The 20,148-nt window shown below is 41.3% G+C and carries 27 protein-coding genes and 1 tRNA gene; 5 read left to right on the top strand and 23 right to left on the bottom strand.

The window, feature by feature from the left end; genetic code table 11:
- Positions 1–4: 4 nt before the first annotated feature.
- From RMB13_RS09070 to RMB13_RS09030, 9 genes are all read right to left on the bottom strand, one after another.
- The gene (locus RMB13_RS09070) at positions 5–316 is read right to left on the bottom strand and encodes a hypothetical protein (protein ID WP_311085054.1); all 312 of its coding nucleotides are present in this window, start codon (positions 314–316) and stop codon (positions 5–7) included.
- A gap of 11 nt (positions 317–327) precedes the next feature.
- Positions 328–705, bottom strand: a complete 378-nt coding sequence (locus tag RMB13_RS09065) for a hypothetical protein (RefSeq protein WP_311085053.1) — start codon at positions 703–705, stop codon at positions 328–330.
- A 132-nt stretch (positions 706–837) separates the two neighbouring features.
- Positions 838–1,653 (bottom strand): phage tail protein, encoded by an 816-nt coding sequence (locus RMB13_RS09060; protein ID WP_311085140.1) that lies wholly within the window; start codon positions 1,651–1,653, stop codon positions 838–840.
- A 253-nt stretch (positions 1,654–1,906) separates the two neighbouring features.
- A complete protein-coding gene (locus tag RMB13_RS09055) occupies positions 1,907–2,518 on the bottom strand; it encodes a phage protein Gp37 (RefSeq protein WP_311085052.1) in 612 nt (203 codons plus the stop codon).
- On the bottom strand, positions 2,512–2,940 hold the full coding sequence (locus RMB13_RS09050; protein ID WP_311085051.1) for a DUF1320 domain-containing protein: 429 nt from the start codon (positions 2,938–2,940) through the stop codon (positions 2,512–2,514). The genes RMB13_RS09055 and RMB13_RS09050 overlap by 7 nt, the downstream gene beginning before the upstream one ends.
- Before the next feature lie 3 nt (positions 2,941–2,943).
- Positions 2,944–3,852 (bottom strand): Mu-like prophage major head subunit gpT family protein, encoded by a 909-nt coding sequence (locus RMB13_RS09045; protein WP_311085050.1) that lies wholly within the window; start codon positions 3,850–3,852, stop codon positions 2,944–2,946.
- Positions 3,849–4,259 (bottom strand): hypothetical protein, encoded by a 411-nt coding sequence (locus RMB13_RS09040; protein WP_311085049.1) that lies wholly within the window; start codon positions 4,257–4,259, stop codon positions 3,849–3,851. Before RMB13_RS09040 ends, RMB13_RS09045 begins: the two co-directional genes overlap by 4 nt.
- 2 nt (positions 4,260–4,261) lie before the next feature.
- Positions 4,262–5,329, bottom strand: a complete 1,068-nt coding sequence (locus RMB13_RS09035; RefSeq protein ID WP_311085048.1) for a phage protease — start codon at positions 5,327–5,329, stop codon at positions 4,262–4,264.
- Positions 5,330–5,410: 81 nt separating this feature from the next.
- Entirely contained in the window at positions 5,411–5,890 is a 480-nt protein-coding gene (locus RMB13_RS09030) for a phage virion morphogenesis protein (protein WP_311085047.1), read from the bottom strand.
- 42 nt (positions 5,891–5,932) lie between these two features.
- On the opposite strand from RMB13_RS09030, the gene RMB13_RS09025 reads away from it, so the two are divergent.
- Positions 5,933–6,011: transfer RNA gene (locus RMB13_RS09025), tRNA-OTHER, on the top strand.
- On the opposite strand, the gene RMB13_RS09020 is transcribed toward RMB13_RS09025, so the two are convergent.
- The 14 genes from RMB13_RS09020 to RMB13_RS08955 form a co-directional block, all read right to left on the bottom strand.
- Positions 6,009–7,316, bottom strand: coding sequence for a phage minor head protein (locus RMB13_RS09020; RefSeq protein ID WP_311085046.1), 1,308 nt, complete (start codon positions 7,314–7,316; stop codon positions 6,009–6,011). The two genes, RMB13_RS09025 and RMB13_RS09020, sit on opposite strands and share 3 nt — an antisense overlap.
- Positions 7,309–8,928, bottom strand: a complete 1,620-nt coding sequence (locus RMB13_RS09015) for a DUF935 domain-containing protein (RefSeq protein WP_311085045.1) — start codon at positions 8,926–8,928, stop codon at positions 7,309–7,311. Before RMB13_RS09015 ends, RMB13_RS09020 begins: the two co-directional genes overlap by 8 nt.
- Before the next feature lie 232 nt (positions 8,929–9,160).
- Positions 9,161–9,931 (bottom strand): DNA adenine methylase, encoded by a 771-nt coding sequence (locus tag RMB13_RS09010; RefSeq protein ID WP_311085044.1) that lies wholly within the window; start codon positions 9,929–9,931, stop codon positions 9,161–9,163.
- Positions 9,932–10,104: 173 nt separating this feature from the next.
- The gene (locus RMB13_RS09005) at positions 10,105–10,464 is read right to left on the bottom strand and encodes a hypothetical protein (protein ID WP_311085043.1); all 360 of its coding nucleotides are present in this window, start codon (positions 10,462–10,464) and stop codon (positions 10,105–10,107) included.
- 85 nt (positions 10,465–10,549) lie between these two features.
- On the bottom strand, positions 10,550–12,109 hold the full coding sequence (locus RMB13_RS09000) for a hypothetical protein (RefSeq protein WP_311085042.1): 1,560 nt from the start codon (positions 12,107–12,109) through the stop codon (positions 10,550–10,552).
- Positions 12,106–12,654 (bottom strand): DUF3486 family protein, encoded by a 549-nt coding sequence (locus tag RMB13_RS08995; RefSeq protein ID WP_311085040.1) that lies wholly within the window; start codon positions 12,652–12,654, stop codon positions 12,106–12,108. Before RMB13_RS08995 ends, RMB13_RS09000 begins: the two co-directional genes overlap by 4 nt.
- A gap of 8 nt (positions 12,655–12,662) precedes the next feature.
- Entirely contained in the window at positions 12,663–12,974 is a 312-nt protein-coding gene (locus RMB13_RS08990) for a hypothetical protein (RefSeq protein ID WP_311085039.1), read from the bottom strand.
- Positions 12,971–13,315 carry a hypothetical protein gene (locus RMB13_RS08985; protein WP_311085038.1) on the bottom strand — a complete coding sequence of 115 codons (345 nt, stop codon included), beginning with the start codon at positions 13,313–13,315 and terminating at the stop codon, positions 12,971–12,973. The genes RMB13_RS08990 and RMB13_RS08985 overlap by 4 nt, the downstream gene beginning before the upstream one ends.
- Entirely contained in the window at positions 13,312–13,851 is a 540-nt protein-coding gene (locus RMB13_RS08980; RefSeq protein WP_311085037.1) for a hypothetical protein, read from the bottom strand. Before RMB13_RS08980 ends, RMB13_RS08985 begins: the two co-directional genes overlap by 4 nt.
- 12 nt (positions 13,852–13,863) lie before the next feature.
- A complete protein-coding gene (locus tag RMB13_RS08975) occupies positions 13,864–14,322 on the bottom strand; it encodes a M15 family metallopeptidase (RefSeq protein WP_311085036.1) in 459 nt (152 codons plus the stop codon).
- A 79-nt stretch (positions 14,323–14,401) separates the two neighbouring features.
- A complete protein-coding gene (locus RMB13_RS08970) occupies positions 14,402–15,010 on the bottom strand; it encodes a hypothetical protein (RefSeq protein ID WP_311085035.1) in 609 nt (202 codons plus the stop codon).
- A 157-nt stretch (positions 15,011–15,167) separates the two neighbouring features.
- Positions 15,168–15,734, bottom strand: coding sequence for a hypothetical protein (locus RMB13_RS08965; protein WP_311085034.1), 567 nt, complete (start codon positions 15,732–15,734; stop codon positions 15,168–15,170).
- Positions 15,731–16,165, bottom strand: a complete 435-nt coding sequence (locus tag RMB13_RS08960) for a hypothetical protein (RefSeq protein ID WP_311085033.1) — start codon at positions 16,163–16,165, stop codon at positions 15,731–15,733. Before RMB13_RS08960 ends, RMB13_RS08965 begins: the two co-directional genes overlap by 4 nt.
- A gap of 8 nt (positions 16,166–16,173) precedes the next feature.
- Positions 16,174–16,641, bottom strand: a complete 468-nt coding sequence (locus tag RMB13_RS08955) for a helix-turn-helix transcriptional regulator (protein WP_311085032.1) — start codon at positions 16,639–16,641, stop codon at positions 16,174–16,176.
- Between the two features lie 108 nt (positions 16,642–16,749).
- Between RMB13_RS08955 and RMB13_RS08950 the strand changes: the two genes are divergently transcribed.
- The 4 genes from RMB13_RS08950 to RMB13_RS08935 all read left to right on the top strand — a co-directional run bounded on the left by RMB13_RS08950 (position 16,750) and on the right by RMB13_RS08935 (position 20,147).
- Positions 16,750–16,968 carry a DNA-binding protein gene (locus RMB13_RS08950; RefSeq protein WP_311085031.1) on the top strand — a complete coding sequence of 73 codons (219 nt, stop codon included), beginning with the start codon at positions 16,750–16,752 and terminating at the stop codon, positions 16,966–16,968.
- Positions 16,969–17,149: 181 nt separating this feature from the next.
- Positions 17,150–17,467, top strand: coding sequence for a helix-turn-helix domain-containing protein (locus RMB13_RS08945; RefSeq protein WP_311085030.1), 318 nt, complete (start codon positions 17,150–17,152; stop codon positions 17,465–17,467).
- 2 nt (positions 17,468–17,469) lie between these two features.
- Positions 17,470–18,399: a hypothetical protein gene (locus RMB13_RS08940; protein WP_311085029.1), complete on the top strand. Its 930-nt coding sequence runs from the start codon at positions 17,470–17,472 to the stop codon at positions 18,397–18,399.
- A 2-nt stretch (positions 18,400–18,401) separates the two neighbouring features.
- Entirely contained in the window at positions 18,402–20,147 is a 1,746-nt protein-coding gene (locus RMB13_RS08935) for a transposase (RefSeq protein ID WP_311085028.1), read from the top strand.
- Position 20,148: the final 1 nt, after the last annotated feature.

Genomic DNA, 20,148 nt, shown 5'->3' with positions numbered 1-20,148 from the left:
TCAATTAACTCGCGGCTTTGACCTTTGCCTCTAATTCTGCCTTGGTTTCAGTTAAATGGATCAGGTTAAAATGAGAGCCTTCAGCAAGATCAACATAAGTCAATTCATGGTGATGACCTTCATCATCAACCAGTTTGGTCATGGCAACCACATCTGAAATAGAGATATAGTGCAGACCTGTGATTTTGGCTTGGACTTGTACATATTCAATAGCAGTCATTGAAGACATGACAAACTTACCGCACTTGATTTGTTCCTCATCAACTAAAATCTTGATTGGAACGGGTAAATCACCATCAATACTAATTTTTTCCATTTTCTAACCTGCTACAGAGTTTCATCAAAATAATCTAAACAAAATAGGGATAAGTCACGTAACGTCTCTCCATTGAGATCATACGTTGCACTCACTGATGTAGTGTGGCAATCAATGAAGGTTTCACGAAAATTACCACTTGGGGATTCCACCGAAATACGCCCATCTTTAATATCAAGCCACTTAACCGAATCTTTTCCATCTGGGATAACGACTGAAACGGTCAGCTCAAAAGTACGAACACCTGTCGCAACATATTTGATTCGTTGCTCACGGTTCATGGTGGCAACCGGTTTTGTCCCGGTAGTAATTGACGCGGTAAATTTGGCACAGTCATATTCCAGACCGTTATAGCTCATCACAATAGAGCCAACGACTTCTTCAGACATGTTTAAATGCTCTTGTTAACGTTGACTCATTTTCTGGTATTAATAGGTAGGAGATTAGGCGGAAACCTTTCCGTTGAGATCATAAAAAAGACTGCCGTAGCAGCCTTTTTATAATCAAGGGAGAACATTAGGCTAATATACGTTCAAGGTTGACGCAATAACATGCATCCCTCGAACCCAGTGACTCGGGATGTCTGCATTTGCACGGGCTTTATCCTGATCATCCTGTGTGACTGTGAGTTGATCTGCCGTTTCAGTGACATGCTCTAATATTTCAGCTTTCTCCAGCTTCAAAGCTTCCGTCAAAAAAATTGAGCGCAGGTTACGACGTCTAGGAGATGTATTCTTTTGACGACGTTCTTTAGATACAGCAGTACGCATCACCAGACGCACATAGTCAATAACCAATGCCCCATTAATATCGAGCATGATGTCATCAGACATTCCTGAATCCGGGTTTTTTCGGAAAGTCGAAATTGCCCGAACAATCTCAGGCTTCCCATCCGCACCCGTACTAATCACACAAACACCGGCTTTTAATGCACGTTCCTGACGTTCAAAGGTCAACTTGTATTGATCTTCAACTGCAGTAACACCCCCTAAATTTACACCATTGAATGGGACCGCAGGGTCATTGGAATCTGCTAAGGCTGCTGCCATTGCACCGGCAATTTCAGCCTCTTGACCAAAAGCACCATGATAACAAGCTGCCACAATACGATAATTGGTCTCAACAAATGGTTGAGCTGCAAAGGCAGTTGCAGCATCAATATCTGTAAAAGGAACCACTAAAATTGCAGGCCGTTGTTCAATGGAACCACTGACAAAGTTTAGATAATCAACCCACGCTTCGGTTTCATCACCTTCTTGTGGGGCTTGATTCACCGTAATAATGGTATGACCCAGTGGTGCAATTTTATCCAGTGTTGTATCGACCTCAGTTGCCAGTGTAATCGCCTGTACATTGACCAGTCGATTGGTGGCAATGGCAGCGTTAATCATCCGCCCGATAAAGCTATCTTTTGCGATTTTTTCGTCAGCGTCCGATTCATCATAGATATCCACGGGCTGAACCATATCTTTGACATCATCCGTACTGACAAACAATACACGATGAACATTTCCAGGTAAGCCTGTACGCTGAGTATTGATATTCACATCAGTATAGAGGCCCGGGGTTCTAATGCCAGATTGAACCATTTTAATTTTCCTTAAGCTCGACCAAATCAGACTCATACATACCGTAGTCGTTTGGATTAAAGTGATAATCGATATTGATACGTTCCAAGTAAGCCTCTTCAGCTTCTTCCTCTCGATCACGATCTGAAGCTGTGAGAATATATTGCGTGGTAAATTCCTGCGCCAAGACACTAATTGAGGAGGTTTGGGTTTTTGTGTTAAAAATCGTCTGGGTGCGACCCAGTGCCAATGGCTCTAAACCACATACACCGACACTCGATAAGTTATTGCCTGTCAGTAGTTCATGTACATTAGATAACATGTCATAGGTGCCAATATTGGTCAGTGTCCCATGCCGACGAGCCTCCTCATTACGTAAAGACCTTGCGCCAACCATCACAACAAAGGTTAATGGGTACTCAGTCTTGTTATTACTGATTTTATGGGGTTTCCCTGAACCTTGGAATGTGACCCAGATCGCTGGAAAAGACCGGATGAAAACCAATGTCTCATCATCAAATTCCCCCCCATAAGTTTTGATTTCACGAACCCATGGCCATTTTTTTGAAGTAATTTGTTGAGCAAGAACGGCTTTAATGCCTTGCTCGACATCACCGATGCGCAGATTCACCATCCGCTGCCTCCAAAGTCGCGCCGACCTTTAACAAAAACCACATTATTTGCAGCAGTTTGTACCGGTTTAGATTCACCCGCAGGTGAGCCACCCAGTGTTAATTCACCCTTAGAAATCTTTGTTAGCGTTTTAATCGATGATTCATAACGATTTTTAATAGGATCATTTTCAGTCAAATCACCCGTAACTGCATAAAACCGCGCAAGATTACAGGCGATATTAATTAAAAAGGGGGGAATCGTTTGCAACGGTAGTGAATAACGGCTTCCCACATAGGCATCAACCTCACTGTTGGCTTCATCCATTGCTGAATTGAGCTTGGTCATGTTGATTTCATATTGAAAGGGTCCCTCATTATCAGTGAGCTGTTGTAGTTCTTGCTCTCCGAACTTTTGGAGCATTGCTTCTACCGTTGCATACATGGCTTACGCCTCCTTGCCAGTAGAACCGTAAACGGTCTGCCAGAAGCCATAACCAGCTGCACCACGTGCTTCAGCACCAAAGTAGAAAACGCCTTCCATAAAGACAGAGGGTGAATCCATATTGGTTTGCTGAACAAATACAGGTTTTTTGCGCACCTGATAGACAAAGGGTTTGACTGGTTTTGTGTTGTCCAGCAAGAACCATGCATCATCATCGGTTAAACGTGTAGACACTTGGACTTTTGCACTACCTTTATATGGGTTTGGCTTACCATCTTCCAAACGATCTACGGTCATTAAAGCATTGGCAACATCTTCCTGTGCTGGGGGTACAAGTAATACATTAGGTTTAACATTCAAAGGACGACCAGATTCATCCTTGAATTTCATCATTGTGGTACGGGCCACACCATACGAAGCTCGGGCTTCAGCAAGCGATGCAATCGAAAGCTTCTTTGTTCCTTTATTACTGAAGGTCAGTTTGCCCACTTTATGATTCGTAGAAATCATAGGTTGGCCGTCATAACACTTCGCAGTAAATGATTTATTCACTGCTTCAAAAACCAGCTCATCGGGGTGCTGCTTTGCTGACCATGCTGCTGATTCAGCTTGAGGTTTGTAAATCCCCATTTGATCATCTTCAATGTCATTACGACGAACTTCAATCGTTGCAGCATAATCTTTGTTACGAATGACGTAGTCATATTCAGCAAGCTTGGTAATGTGTTTTTTACCAATCCATTCCTTCATTTGAGGGAAGTTAGCCAACCAACGATAATCCACATAAGCACCATTACTAGGGACAACCATGGCAATATTGGTATATTCAATCGGGACATCATTAAATGTCTGGTTAAAAACCTTACTTAGGTTCAAGAAAATCGCATTTAAATTCGCGCCATTAACAATCATTCGATCCATACTCCATTTTCATCAATACCTACCACACGACCAGCTACAGACAAGGTTCCACCAGCATCGGTCTCGGCTACTGTTTCGTGATCCTCGATATAGCAAGGCTTGCCAAAAGCTGCTTGAGTTACTGGATCAGTCGCGCTGTTTGCAAACAAGAAGGCATCATGGGTGCGGACTAAAACGTAAACTTCACCATCTGCACCTTCCGTATTGTCAACGCTGTCTTCATAACGACCTAAATATGTTAAGCCTGTAGCAGCAGTCGCAGTGACTGCATGACCGGTAGCATCAACAACAGCCATAAAACCAGCGACGATAGTTGCACCTGCCTTAACAGGGACATGAATCAAACCGACTTCACGACGCTCGGTTTGTCGTTCTTCCTGAGTTAAAATACTGCTCATTGCTATTTGCCCTCATTCCAGTCAACACCCATTAAATTGCCAACAGTTAAGGTTTCCGGAGTTAATTGATTTTGATGATGTGAAGGACCCTGTTGTTGAGTCGTGGTTTGACGCTGGGTCAAAGCTGCAATTTTTGGTAATTCTTCAATTTGTACTTTGGCAACATCAGGATTAGTTTTTGCCAACTCCTTATAGTAGTTAATGGTTACCTCACCTGTAAGACGACCATCACTACAAGCAGCAACAATGAGGTCATCTATTTCCTTGGCTTTACCCGCTGCTTCAGCATGACCTGCCTTTAAAACAGCTTCGTTATATACGCCGATTGGTACAAATTTTGTTGGGTCTGGTGCTTGGCTATTTGCTGCAGCTTTGACTTCAACCGCTTTATCAATCGCTTGATCCAACGTTTGATCGGTCGCGAGTGTTGTGCCGAACGCACCATCCAGCTTAGTAAAAAGGCTATTAGCAGCAGCCAGAACTTCTTGTTCAGTAGAAGTTTCAGCAAGTCCTAACTTCTTAAGCATGAGCTTTAAAAACTCATTCATGGTTAAATCCTCATCATAATTTTGGGCAAAATATTCCTGAGCTGCCGCAGCAAGTTTGGCTTCGGGCAACTGGTCTAATGCAGGGGTGTTTGTGAGAGCAACATTGATTAATGCTAGAATTTCGCCGAGCTTGTTATAAAAAAGGACTGGCGATAGATATTTATATTCTCCCGACTCAATATAGTTTTTTGCCTTATCAAGCCATTCAAATTTGGTACTACATATCCCAACTCCATCGATATAGACAAAATGATCTGACTTTAGCCAACCTGCTGCAGGTGCCGGATCACCTGAAGTCTGGCTTTTTAACGTGGCATGTTCATAATCAATGACCATATCAATCTTACGTTGATTGAGTACTGCTACAATTTGACGACCACGTTCTGGTGTAAGATTCCAGTGCGGGGCATCATGCGGGCGACCATCAACCCCGGTAAAAATTCCCTCAGGGACTAAAACCAAGTGATTTGACGCTGCATTTAAGTTAAATGAGCAATAAGCAACACGAATTGAGTCAGTCATAACATCAACTTTTAAAATGATGCTATGAGATTAAGTTTCCAAAGATGAAAAGATTAGGCGGAAAACCTTCCGTTTGTTTTTTTAATCGAAGAGTGTTGATAAGTAATGACTGGCCACAAAACTAACCGCATTCTCAGCTTCCGCTTGTAAGAAGCCTTGTTGATTCATCGGTAAATAAGGTCGTGCCGGAATCTTAACCTTACGCTTTCTTCCAGCCATACCGCTAAATTGGTGAATAGGTGCATAAGCTGCACTTTTTCCAGAACCTGCACCAATCGTGACTGAGTTCATATCATGGTCACCTTGAACACTGTCACGTAAACCACCGGGGCTACGCTGTAATATTCCTTGGGGTTTAATGCCTTGTTTTCGATACTTTGCCAATGTTACGGGAGATAGGCCAGCCCATTTAGGACGGCCATTGGCATGAAAGTTTTGTAGTGACTGACTCACTAAAACGCGTTCCAAATCTGCTGTCAGAGGTTCAGTATTCACTAAACGCTGAGCAGCTTGATTCAGCTTTTGCCGGACCTCATCATCTTTGATCTGAAGAACACTCATACTTGATCCTGCCTAGTATTTAAACTAATATCATATGGAGGTGAGCTGAAGTAGCTGATGGGAAAGCAGCGGAGTTCCAATCATCCTCCGTAGATTCGGGTTCGAGTCCCGAACCAGCTCACTTTTTCCTTGCTAAAAATTTATACTGTTGACCGTTGGTGAAATTAACCTGCTTATCAATGACGACGGTCCTGATTAAATTGCCTATCACTTTCTGCTTGTCTCCGGTCTGATCTTTGGCATTCAAAGATTTATTAATGTGTAATACCAACTTATAGACCTCACCATCCTGATCAATATCAAAAACCAACAGTGGTGTATTGTCCTTGGTATCCAGATACAGATCATGTGGCTCGGTCAAATGTGCAACAATATTTTCAACCCATCCGCGGTCATGCTTTTTACGGTCTTTATCTAAATGCCCAAGTGTGTACTTATCATGTACAACTAATGCAGCGCTGGAAATATCAATGTTCTGTTTAGATAATGCGTCTAGAAACTCGTGATCCAGTACACCAACATGACGCATTTCATTTTTGGGACGCTTCGGATCAACATTTTGAATCCATTGCTTCACTTCTTCATTGTATTGGTTGACAACTGCTTTATTCTCAAATGTTCGGGTCACGCTATTGGATGCCAAGCGTGGCTCAATCCATGCCGTCTTATCCATCAATTGTTTAGTTGGTAAAGACGCTGGTCGACCCACCCAACCCGCATCTGTCGAAAACGATGGCCGATCAGGCAAATCTAATCTTGCGACCTGAGCAACACCACCATGGCTCACATCGACATCGTAGACCTGAAGAAATTCACCACTATCCCAAACCTTAAGTTTCTGCCCCTGAACATCACCCTCCATCAACTCAATCACAGTACATCGGCAGTTATAACCATTTTTGGGGGCAATATATTGCCATGCCGGGTCATTCTTATGCATCACCACACCATGCAGGGCTTGATGACTTGGCCGGGTGCGATTGTCTAAAATAGCGCTGTACTGAACATAGGGAAAAAGTGGATTGTCATCCCAAATGACAGCTTGACGACCTGCTTCATAAGCTTGAGCCATGTTGGTTTGATAAATGGTTTTGAGACGGTAGGGATTGCCAAGTTGTACTGTGCGTTGACCATCTTCTGTTAAAATATCCTGTTTTCCCCACCAGCCACGTTGTCTCATTTTAGGTTCAACAACTTCAGACCATTTTTTTAAATCCCAGCCATTTTTTTGGGCATCAAGTAAAGATTGGCGAATCTCTTCTAGTAAATCCATTCTGGTCATTTGAGCAATGACAAAAGCCTTGTTATGGGCATTGCCTTGGACTTGCCACCAGTCCTGTGAGGGCATAAGTTGTTTTTGTTCAAGATATTCGATGGCTTTACGTGGCGGTTGCTTGAATAAAGCCTGCATTGTTGGCTTATCCACGCTTTCGCCCCTCATGTACTGAGAGTCGCCCAAGGACATCACTGGCAAAAATAAGCTTTTCTAAATCATTCTGAAGACTTTCTAAATCCTGATCCGGATAAAGCTCAGCCAACATGGCCAAGGCACCCTCAATATCTTGCGCCTGACTCAGCTTCTTGATCATTGCTGGTAGAATAGCCTCAGCCTGATTCTGCAAATGCTGATGGTCCAATTGGTGTACTTGTTCATCCAACAAACCTTGTGCACGAATGGCTACCAGTTCCGCAGGTGATGCCGTTGTGATCGTATTCTGGTTCAGTGCGACTAAATTTGCTGGGACTCGCATACCAGAATATAAAAGCGAATTCGCAGCAATATTGGCTTCCTGAATCGTTGTTAAAATATCTTCATTTTCACTCGGCTCGGGAATTCCTAGTTTTTCTTGTGCCCATGACCGTGGAATTTTCATTCCCACCTGTACCAGTTTTGGTAATGCCTCCCCAAAGGTCTGAATATCTTCGGTATCCGAGGTATCAAATTTAAACTTAGGGTAGCGATCTGGGGGAATATTAGGATAATTCAAACGCATCAAATAGCTGATTAAACTATCATTGATTGTTCTGGCAGCTTGTTTGGCATCGGATTTCACCAGCTTGCCAAATTGAACTTCGTGAATATTCCCTAATGCATTGGTACTGGATTTACCATCAGCTTGAGACAGTAAGGTCCCACCCACAATAATCTTGGATTGCGTTTTCTCACACCAGCTCACAAGATCAAAATGATTTTTTGTATCACCGTCTGTTGCTGCAGCAAAATCAATCGACATCCCGTTCGGAATAATTCCCCCGGCATTACGACCAATCATCATCACCGCACGCAGCAGGGTCATTTTTTCCTGATCCGTGGCACCACTTGGATATTTACCAATTTTATTGGGCAATCCGTAGGTTTCTAAAAACTCCATCACATCACGGATGCCATAGTTCTTAAACAGAAATGGCCATGAAAGCACACGGTGTAGTCCGGATCGGGCAATATAGCCAGACTTGGCTTTATGTCGATGCACAATCCAGCCAAAGTCCCAAAACTCTGCACCATCAGGTGTCCCGTCATTCAAGCGCAGTTCATTGGGTTGCTGATAAGGTGTCAGAAAATTGCGAGGAATCGCAAAATTAAAATGTTGAGGTAACCACAAATGACCGAGCTTATGCCAAACAATCTCTTGGCAGCTATAGCCATGACCGACTGCATCCATGGCATCAAACAAGAACTGTTCAAAATCCTCAATATCATCAATCCACTCGTGAACTTCAGCAGCAATCTTTTTTTCTTGTTCATTTGCATTTTTAGGGGGATTCACCACCCAAGCTAATCCATTGACACCCTTTTTACGCTTATCCATCTCACTAAAGATGTGACCATCACGTTCTTCCATATCACAAAACAAATCAGCCTGTGCTTGTAAATTACCTTGCTCCGCATCAGTCAATAACTGGTGTAAGCGTTGTGGCGTCAAGCCAATAACAGGATGTTCCTGCCACTGGCTTGATAACCATGCAACCTCAGCGGTCTGGGTGGTCTCAAGTGCAGACAGGTCTCGATTTTTTGAGGTGGGCTTTTTTTTAGACATGATGCAAATACAATGTGTGGATTTTGCATCATCATGGAAGATTCAAAGTATCTTGATTAGGCGGAAGGACTTCCGTTGAATGAAGTATAAATAAATTCCCCCTATTAGGAGGAATCTAAAAAACAGGCGATTTAAGCGATTTGGGACCAATCCCTGACTCATTTATGCTGAATCATCTTTAAAGCGCTAAAAATAGCTTTATAAAGATTTATAAATCTATAAACCGTATGCTTTAGTAGTTAGTAATGATTAACTCATGCATTTTTACTTTACTTTGGCTCGCACCGCCAACGGTATAGTTGATTTTTTCAGTCGTGCAAATATTGAATACTTTAAATAATTCCCGAATATCTGGATGATCATTAATAGACAACATCACTTTACCTTTACAGCTTCGCATCAATTCTGCCATCTTTTGATATTGTTCAAATCCAAAGTCACATCCATATCCAGTGGTTTCCCAATAAGGCGGATCTGCATACATAAAGCTATGGGGCCGATCATATTTAAGTAAGCATTTATCCCAGCTTAAATGTTCAATTGTGACACCTGATAAACGTAAGTGTGCCTCGCTGAGTTGCTCTTCGATTCGAAGTAAATTCACTGGTCGCGAGGTCGTTGCTGTGCCAAAGCTTTGCCCGGAAACTTTTGCACCAAAGGCAAGATGTTGTAGGTAATAGAATCGTGCTGCACGCTGAATGTCTGTCATTAAATCCGTTGAAGCATTTTTCAACCAATCAAACATTTGCCGACTGACCAATGCCCACTTAAATTGCCGAACAAATTCTTCTAAATGGTGTTGTATAACACGGTAAAGATTCACCAGTTCACCATTTAAATCATTAATCACTTCAACTTTGGATGGCTGCTCACGCATAAAAAATAGTGCTGCACCACCTGCAAATAATTCTACATAACAGTCATGTTCCGGCATTTTTTGGACTAATTGCGACACCAGTCGACGTTTACCACCCATCCACGGCACAATTGGTTTGGTTTTCATAGTTTCACCTACTGCAAAAGCATTTCATTTTTGATAGCCTGCAAATACTGTGTGCACAGTAGCGAGGCTTTGCCTGCGGTAGCTAAATTACCAAAGGGGGCGATTCTTGCTCCAACAAGAATCGTCACCTCGTTTTATTGTTCAGGTTTAGGACTAAAAGATTAAATGGCCGTTTATTCTGAAACGACGCCTAATTGATAATTAATCTGCACCAATGCATTCTCTAGAATTTGTTTGAGCTTCTGGTTAATAGAGGCATCATTGGTCATAGTGCCTAACGGTGTACCATCAATGGGTACGTTTTGACTGAAGCAGGTTTTACCTTCTAACTGGATTTCAATATAAGACACACTCCCTGAAGTTTGTTCTAGGCTAGCAAGTTCTTGGTCAGCAGCTTTGATCAATTCTCGTAAAGCATAAACTTCGTCTGGGGCCATTGGGTAAACACTATTTTTTAGGCCATTACTTTGATACTGCGAATAAACCAGTTGCTGATTAATTTCAATAGAAATACGTGATGATTGAATGTCCATGAAGCATCCTATATAGGAATGAAGTACGATCACCTTAATGCAGGAACAATATTCAGATCAGACGGAAATTCTTCCTATGAATTGTTTAAATACAGCCTGAATCACTCAACCATTGGTAATCATCCATATTCCTTTCAATTTCATCGTGAGATGGTAATGGTATGAACTCAATCGGTGCCGATGGATGATGACTCGCAAAATCTGCCAGTAAATGCGCAATGGCACTATCGCCATGACGATCTTTATTATTTGAATTAGATTTACCCTGTGCTGGAATACGTGCCACACCATTGACCATGACAAAGGCACGATGGTCTTCAACCACATCCTGATCGGCTGGCATATTCTCAATGTCACCATCTTCTAATGAGGCTTTAAAGTGTGGTGTATGCTCCCGATACCAGCTTTCAGTCAACATGACCGCTTCAATACGCTCACCATATTTGACCTGCATGGCCTCAGCCAAATAACCACCGTTACCACCGGCATCGTGGGCACCTTTGCTAAAGTTTGGCAGCATATCAACAATCAGTTTTAAAAATTCTTCTTGCTGCTTATACGGAACCTTGAACATTTCAAATAAAAATGGGATACGCTTTTTAGTGTTTTGTTGCTCGACCAAAGGCCAGAAGGAACAAGCATTACGTTTACGGGCAAAATCTAGGCCGTAATAACTGATCAGCTTTTTAGGTAGAGCTTCAAGCAATGGCTTTAAGTGCTCATTAAAGAATTCAGTCACCTCAGCATTTCGCACTTCCTCACTCACGTTACTAAAGTCATCCCAGCCTTTCGGTGCTTCAAAACGAATAACCGGTACAGTGTCATCTTTTTTACTTTCTAAGAGTGAATGCGGTAACCAGCGACCACCACCTTTGCTCGGGATGACATCCAATTCTTCATCCGCAGAGCTGCCGTAGAAATCGTAAACTTCTTGTACCCATAACGCTTCTTCAGCTGCATCGTAGGCAATATCTTCACGTATACAAACACGTTGATATAAACCTTGAGCCACAGCATCACGGAAGGTTGTACGATGAATTGTACCTTTACGTTTACCGGCTCGAATTTCATTAATCAATTCATTGAATGGATTGTCTTCACCATCATGTGTACTAATCACCCGTACACAACCGCCCCAGATCAGTAGTGCAATAGCTGCTTTAAGTAGTTCGTCGAGTGACTCATGGAATGCAGCCTCATCCAGAATCACTCGACCTTGGCGACCACGTAAGTTGGATGGACGACTGGTTAAAGCTTCAATACGAAAGCCGGATTTAGGGAATCGGATGATATAGGTTTGAATATGTTTATCACCATCTTCCCAAATACCTTCTTCAACTTCAGCAGCTGCCAAGCCATAGGCTCGTGCCCACATCGCAGCAGCCTGAATAAACTCAACCGTCATGTCCTTGTTATAGCCAAGGTAATAACAGTTCTGCCCACCGGCAGAACGGTCACTGGCACACTCCAATGCTGCATCGGCAGCTTCAGCCCAAGTCAAACCAATACGTCGTGACTTCTCACCAATCTTCAGCGGACTCTTATCAGCAATCCACTCTTGTTGATAGGGTAATAGGACAGCAGGAACATCACTGTCAAAATCAGGCTGTAATAGATCAATTGGAGATGCTTCTGCTGTGATCATTTATCGACAATCCCCAAAATCTGTTTTCGAATTTCCGCAGCAGTTTCAGCAGTTAATCCACCTTTTTTTGCAATCTTATCCACCGCCTTGGCAGCAGCTTGGACACGCTCGCGAACTTCTGATTCCCATTTTTTTTGGTTGACAGAGGCTTTGGCAATTTCAGCAATACCTTTACCTGCTTTGGCCATCAGCATGATGCGGTCTGCCGGATCAGCCTCCTCATTATCGGCTTCTTGTAATGCCACGAGAGCATTGAACAGCTCAGTCTGAACCAATGACAAAACCGCTGAACTACGCATGTCGCTATCGTCCGGAGCAGCATCTGCAATCATCATGGCTGCTTGTGTACTGGCCTGAACGGCAGCAAGCTTTTGTTCTACTTTCTGGCCATAACGATGCACACTGGATTTACTAATGTCATAGCCACGTTCTTGCAGGATTTTGGCGATTTCTTCATAGCCACAAAAGCCTTGATCCATAAACCGCTGATCAAGCCACGTCTTATCATCACTGTTGAGCTGATCAATTGAGGATTCACGCGCCATATTTCACCTCAGTGCCAGTATTTATCTGGGCGTGCAATCCCGGCTTGGCAATCAATGGTGTATTCAACAATATCAATGCCCAAGCGATCTAGTTTTGCATGCCAATGGCCATCTGGCTGCTTTTTAATTTCAACCAGCTTACGTTCTTCTAAATAGTCCAGCTGAACATGTAGCTCTTGTGGGGTGGTGTCAGGATATAACGCGCGCATCACATCCAGCAGTAGAGTATCCAATGCCCCCAAGGGACGTGCTTTATCCAAGGCATTGAGTAAATGCCAACGCATACTTTCACGACGGATTTTTTGAACATCAAAACTCATGGCTTAATTCCTTGCTTAATCTGTACTTTCTCAAGCTTTTCCGCCACAGCATCAAGCTTTGCTTCAATCACGGTTTGACCACGGATATAGTCATCTCGCGCAATATAACGAAATGGCATATCCACTTGAAACTGAAAAAATTCACGCTCTAACTTTCGTAAATCTTCCTGACTTTTCAAATTTTGTCGTGACCCTTCCTCAATCTTTTGATTAATTGACTCAAAGTTCTGCTGAATATTGTCATTAATCTGATTGCCCATGAGCTTGATCATGCCAAAAACAGCACTGATGACACCAGAAAGAACAAGAAACACTTGATACGCTTCAAGTTGAATGGTCATGCATCCTCCTTAAAATCATCGGATGCAGGTGGTAACGGCTTAGGTTTACTTTGATTAATAAAACGTCCAAAAAGCCCCAATACAGCTAAAGTTAAGGTGATTTTTGATTGCGTATCTGCAGGTAATGCCATGATGACTTCAGCTGGCAACGTATCGTAAAAAGTCTGAACAGTAACAATGCCTGCAAAAGCAACGTTACTAAACCACATCCAGCCTGTTTGCCAATTGTGTACCCAAAAACCAAGCTTTATTGTAGAGCCGTGAACAGCTTGCAAAGATTGTGGTTGCTGAGCACTTTGATCCTTCAACTCATCAATACGAGTTTGATGTCGCTTCGCTTGATCTAAAAGTTGCTGTTTTTTATCAGCAAGTTCTAATGAGACTTGATCAAGTTGGCTATTCGCCTTGGACAAATCCGCACGCAACAAGCTCACTTGCTCATCCGAAACGGGCAAATCTTTTAATTCCTTTTCAACTTGTTGCTTAATTCGTGCTTGTATCACCGATGTAGGGATTTTATGCTGACTTTTTTTCATGCATTTTCCCTCCTAGACCAATTCAAAATGAGGGTAGTCTTTGGTCGATTTCCAATCTCCACCCCAATCCATTGTCACCCCAAGCTCTTTGGCTGCTTGCTTCATGGCGACGGAAATGACTTTAAATTTACTGAGATCATTCCAGTCCACAGGGTATGGGACTAAATCAACAGCTCGACCAGATACATGGAGTGAAGAAAGTGGATTATTCAGCCACGTGACTTTGGACAATTTAGGTTGAGCATATTTGGCGGGTACACCTTTCACCTGACATTCAGCTACAGTACGGCCTTTACCATAATTGATATAACATTGCTCTTTGCTACGAACGCCTTCAACCACCATAAAATCTTGTTGAGTGATTTGGATTGCTCGTTTAACAATAGCAACCAATTTAGGGTGAACACCCTCTAATCGGCTGAGACTCAGTTTAGAAAGTACAAAGGACTTTGCTTTTACTGGGGTGGACATAAAAAAACCTCATCAAATGATGAGGTCATATTGCAATCTTATACTTTTTTAGATTAGGCGGAAATGTTTCCACTCAGATTCATTTATTCTCAGGTAAATTAAACATACCTACTAAATATGGGGCATGTGTTGTGCCTCCTCTAGCATTTTCATACTTTATTTTACCAACAACGATTCCACAGAATTTACTCATAGATCCATCGACGATATCACCAGTCGATTTCATCGCGATATATCTCACAATACGCATATCATTAGTAACGATACCACCTGTATAAACAGCAAATCCAGCTGAACGATCTACAGCAATATCTCCAACCATACCTGTAACACAAAAGCTTTTACCTCGTTCGGAAGATGAATCTTTCATGATCTTCCCATAGCTAGTCGAAGTAATAGCATTAATCATACCCAAATCAATTTTGTTCTTCTCTGCCCATAATGGAATGAACATTGCAGCAGTTGGCATTTTATTAAATGAGTCATCCATCATGCCAATAGAGACTTGTATTGCTTGCTCAAGTGTTGGTATAGACTGAATTTTATCAACTAAGATAGCTGCTTCATTCTTGTCCACTACATTCTTTTCGTCTGTTGCTTTAGATACCGGTTCAACTGGATCACGGATTGGTTCTTTAGAACATCCAACTAGTGTAAATAGCCCAATAACTAAGAGTAATTTCTTCATCTGATTTCCAACTTATATATTCGTTCAATTTTTAAGGCTCTATCCAATTGCTTATTTTCAGGTTCTATAATCATTGTTCCCATTTAAATAATCTGCTATGGGTATCTTTATGGCCAGTAGTCACAGTATTTAAACGTATATCCTATTTCTTTTATTATCAAGTATTCTCGCTCAGTTTCATCTGAACATCTTCGATACACACTTGTTTGGACTCATTATAAGTTGCTAAATTTAATCGTAGTGTATTCTCATCAAATTCTGGTGAAGTTGTAGGCGGAGAATATGTTAATTTCCATAGCTCTCGTGCAGTTTCAGCAAAAATAGTGCAGTATCTTAATTCATTTGTAATATCCATTTCCCCGTAGATACTCTTAGCTTCATCAACTAAAGCATTATATCTACGGCTTTGTTGAGAAACTTCGAGAAGGTTTTCAATATCTACTTTGGAGTCTCCCTCTCTGGTCTCTTCAACACGTTTAATAAACTCTTTTGTTTGCTTAATACTAATTGGCGTATAAATAGGGGGACGGCTAATTTTAGTTTCTTTTTGTGCTTCTTCATATTCATTCTCTAACAATGTTGCTAAATCACGCTCTTCAGTATATTTACTCATATTGATTTTATCAGATACCTGTTCAGATGTGCTCGCTTTTTCTTCAATAGACTCTTTTGAGCAACCACTCAAAATAAATATATAGGCAATTAAAACTAAACTTTTCTTCATAGTCGTCCCCGTTTTCTTAAAATTTTTGTAGCCTCTTTATAAGTAAACTTATAATCCGCTAAAAGCTCATCATCATTATAACGAATCCAAGCTAACCATAGAGATGGGGCAACTGTACCAAACATTGCAGACATTAAGACAATAGCCCAGTCTGTGGGCATTACACTGTTAAACAGGTTAGGAAGAATTATTGTATATAAACAGTATAAAGTAAAAATTGTTCCAAGAATTATCCAGATAAAAGGTGGGACTCTTTTTAAATATAGCTCTGATATTTTTCCTTTACAAATATCCCTCTCTTTTTTCAAAGTCCGGTTATCAAAATCATACAAGGTTTTTGGAGTCGCATAATGAATGTGCTTATCGCCATCAATAATGTCACCTTGTAATTTATTTACTTTAACTTGTCGAATTTCTTTTATCTCGTTCATTGATCCACCTATTTATTTACATGCTTATCTCCATTCACAATATCACCTTGCTGTTTACCTATTTTGATGCTGGTTTTCTTTTTTGTGACTGGAGCATTATTAATATTTTGATTTTTAGCATTGTATTGTGTGCTATTTCCAGTATTAGATATGTTTTTTACGACATTTTCTGTCGCATCAATCCCACCTAAAAGAAGCATCAAAATTTTATTTTTAATATCAGGTGCGGCTTCTCTGAATTTGCTTAATACAAGATTCTCTTCGGTAGGAAGCTCTGTCTCTTTTCCATATACCAAATAATCAAATGAATAGCCTGTAGCGATTTGCAACTTACTTAAAAACTCAATATCAGGTGATCTCTCATCACTTTCATATCTTTGTAAAGTAGCTGTACCAATACTGAATCTTTCAGCAAAAGAAGATCTTGATTCTGTACCACGAATGTTACGAATACGACTACCAATAGACAATGCCATAGAAAACTCAAAAATTTATCAAAATTGATTGATTGTTTTATCCATTTGGATTAAATTGGTTTCAATACCACTTAAAACTATTTAATCCCCACAAAGGAGAACACTCATATGGCAACTAATGCTGCAATGCCCATCAAAACAGGTGAGCAAGTGAAGAATGAATATCGAGCTAAAGGCATTCCACTTTCATCAGTTGCAAAAGAAAAAGGGTGGAAACCTCAAGATGTCTACAAAGTTTTAAATGGTCAATACAAAGGTAACTTTGGATTAGCACATGATATTGCAGTCTATTTTGGGTTAAAACCAAACCCTGATCATTTTCAATAAGCACATATTAGCACAAACAAGAATAAGGGAAAGCTATGCAAAAAGAAAATCAATTGCTCATTTATATCTGCATTTTTTTAGTTTGCTTTGGATACATCGGTTGGTTCTTTGCAGAACAAGATAACGAGATTCTGCGTCAGGAACTTGTATTACTTAAATACAATTTTGGGAGTAGCCATTAATGACAACAGTAAATAAGTCAGCTAGCAAAGTCCTCAAAGTTTTAAAGGCTTTACGTGGTCATAGTCTGAAAGGAGTGACCATAAGTGATTTAGCAAAAAAATTGGAAGAGAGTCCAAGCCAAGTGTACCGATATCTTCAAACTCTTATTAACGAAGGTTTGGCATCACAAATGGATGATGGCAGCTACGCACTTGGTAGAGAGATGGTAGCTATTGCTCATACACATTCAGAAGAAATCAGCCGTGCCCAAGCACACATTACCGAACATATTCAACGTGTCACGGCTCGTGTGAATCAAATTAAATCAGAGGCATGATTATGAATGAACTTGATCAAAATCAGCTTGCACAAATTGAGCAAAGTGTTTCAGTTGAGCAAATTCAGCTTTCTGAAAAACTTGGGGCAATTAAAGCAACTGCCTTTATTAAAAAACTTGTAACCGTTACAGAAATTAAATTAGTAGCAGAAATCAAGGAAACTAAACAATACAAGGGCTTAAAGACACTTGATGCTTTCGGAAAACCTGTAACCGTTACAACTTTTGAAGAGTTTTGCCAGCACCTTGGATATAGTTATGAAAAGATTAATCAAGACATTCAAAACTTATCAACCTTCGGTGAAGATTTTCTTGAGACCAGCCAACGCATGGGTCTAGGTTATCGTGACCTGCGCAAACTACGCAAGTTGGATACTGAAGATCGTGAAGTGATTATCAACGGTGAAGCAGTTAAAACAGAAGACCGTGAAAGCTTGATTGATCTCATTGAGGAAATGTCCGCAAAACATGCCAAAGAAAAAAAGAATTTAACTAAAAAAGTTGAAGACTTAACAGCTGATGTTGATGCAAAAGATAAAATTATTGGCACTAAAGACAAGCGTAATAATGAATTACTCGAAGAGAATGCCAAGTTAAAAAGCCCTGCACAAATCAAAAAGCGTGCTGAGTCAGAAGAACAAGCTATCGAAAAAGCAGCAATGGAGACTCTGAGTACTTCTGGTCTTACCTTTCTTAATGCCCTCATGCGTTATCAAAATGATGTGAATAGTGTGTTGGATACAGCAGAAAAAAAAGGCATTGCACAACTATTTGAACGTGTTGATGAAGCCGTTATTGCGACATACCAGCGTATTGCTCAATACAGCCAACGCCTCAATGTCCAAGTTGACTTTAAAGATATGGTCTCACCTGCATGGATGTTCCCTGAAGCAATGGAACTTCCACCCATTGAAGTTGATGGTGAGGCTTAAACATGTCTAATCCAAATCTAGCAAAAATCGACTATTTGCGTGAAATTGCTGAAAAGCTCACCAATGCTGGGTTTGGTGAGAAAGCTGCGATTATCAAAATAGCGTGTGATTATTTGCAATTAAGTCGCCCACAACTTTATCGAGAACTTGAAACGGTTGGCTATAAGTCTGGTCGTAAGCAACGTAGTGATAAAGGTAAATCCGTTGTCAGTGTAGAGACTGCTGAGCTGGTTGGCGGTATGGTCATCAGTGCCATGAGTAAAACTGGCAAAAAACGTATGCCAATTAACCTCGCTTTAGAGATTGCTCAAGACAGTGGCAAAGCACCAAAGGTTTCTGCAGCAACGATTAGCCGTGTGATGAAACAAAACTTTTGTCACCCGGTACAATTAACCCAACCGACTGCTCATCATCAGCAGCGTTCATTACATCCTAACCATGTTTGGGAGGTCGATGCATCGGTTTGTGTGGTCTTCTATCTGAATAAAAAAGCTGGCTTACACGTGATGGATGAGCGTGAATTCTACAAGAATAAACCAGCTAACCTGCACAAAATCGAGAAAGACCGTGTCATTCGATATGTTCAGACTGATCATGCATCAGGCAGTTTTTACCATGAATATTTTTGGCATTCTGAGAATGTTGAAAACCTGACTAATTTCTTTTTCAGCTGCATTCAAAAGCGCAGTTTAAAAGAACCCATGCATGGTGTGCCTTTTATCCTTTATGTAGACAAAGGTACAGCCAATACCAGTGGTATGTTCCGAAACTTACTCGAACGCCTCGATGTTCAGTTTATCCCCCATGCGACTAACAATAGCCGTGCAAAAGGACAAGTTGAACAAGCCAACAATTTAATTGAGACACAGTTTGAGTCGTTACTTAGCTATAGAACTGTAAACAGTATTGAAGAGTTAAATACTTTTGCGAGTGAATGGCGAACGATGTTCAATGAGACCAAAATTCATAGTCGCACCAAGCGGACTCGCAATGCTGTATGGCAGATGATTCGTCCTGAACAGTTACGTATTGCGCCATCGATTGAGCTTTGTCGTGAGCTGGTAAGCACAGTACCTGTACCGCGCACTGTCAAAGGTGATTTGACTATTCAACATACGATTAAAGGCTATGGTGAACAGTTCTATAGCGTTCGTCATATCGACGGTATTTATGTGGGTGCAAAAGTTGATGTGGTTGTTAACCCATACCGCGCTCCGGATATTGATGTTCTGATGGACAATGAACATGGCGAGCAAGTCATCTACACCGTTGAACCCGATCAATACGACATATTTGGTCAAGCAGTAGATGCCCCCGTTATTGGTGAAGAAATTCGCTCTATGCCAGATAGTAAAATTGATCAGTCACGTAAGCGCATCATGAAACAGGCTTACAACGCGGACACACAGGCTGATGTTGATAAGGCCATCAAAAAGCGGACCCCAGCGTATCAAGGTCAAATTGACCCAACGGCACATATCACAAAACACGATATCCCTGACTACTTACCACGTGCTGGTGAGCAAATGCATACGGAAACCAGCCGTCGTCAGGTTGCACCCATTAATTTGATTCAAGCAGCAAAACAAATTCGTGGACTGGTTGGAGACTTGTGGACTGCTGAATGCATGGCAGCACTTAAGAAGTCTTTTCCTACTGGAGAAGTTCCACAAGATGTTATCCCTGAAATTGCTGAAGGCATCAAAGCTACAGCCGAAAAACCCAAATTACGAGTGGTTGGAGAGTAAT

The organism is Acinetobacter sp. V102_4 (genome assembly GCF_031799005.1).
GTDB classification, from domain to species: domain Bacteria; phylum Pseudomonadota; class Gammaproteobacteria; order Pseudomonadales; family Moraxellaceae; genus Acinetobacter; species Acinetobacter calcoaceticus.
Note: the sequence above shows the minus strand (reverse complement) of the source record. Positions and strands in the feature narration are given on the sequence as shown.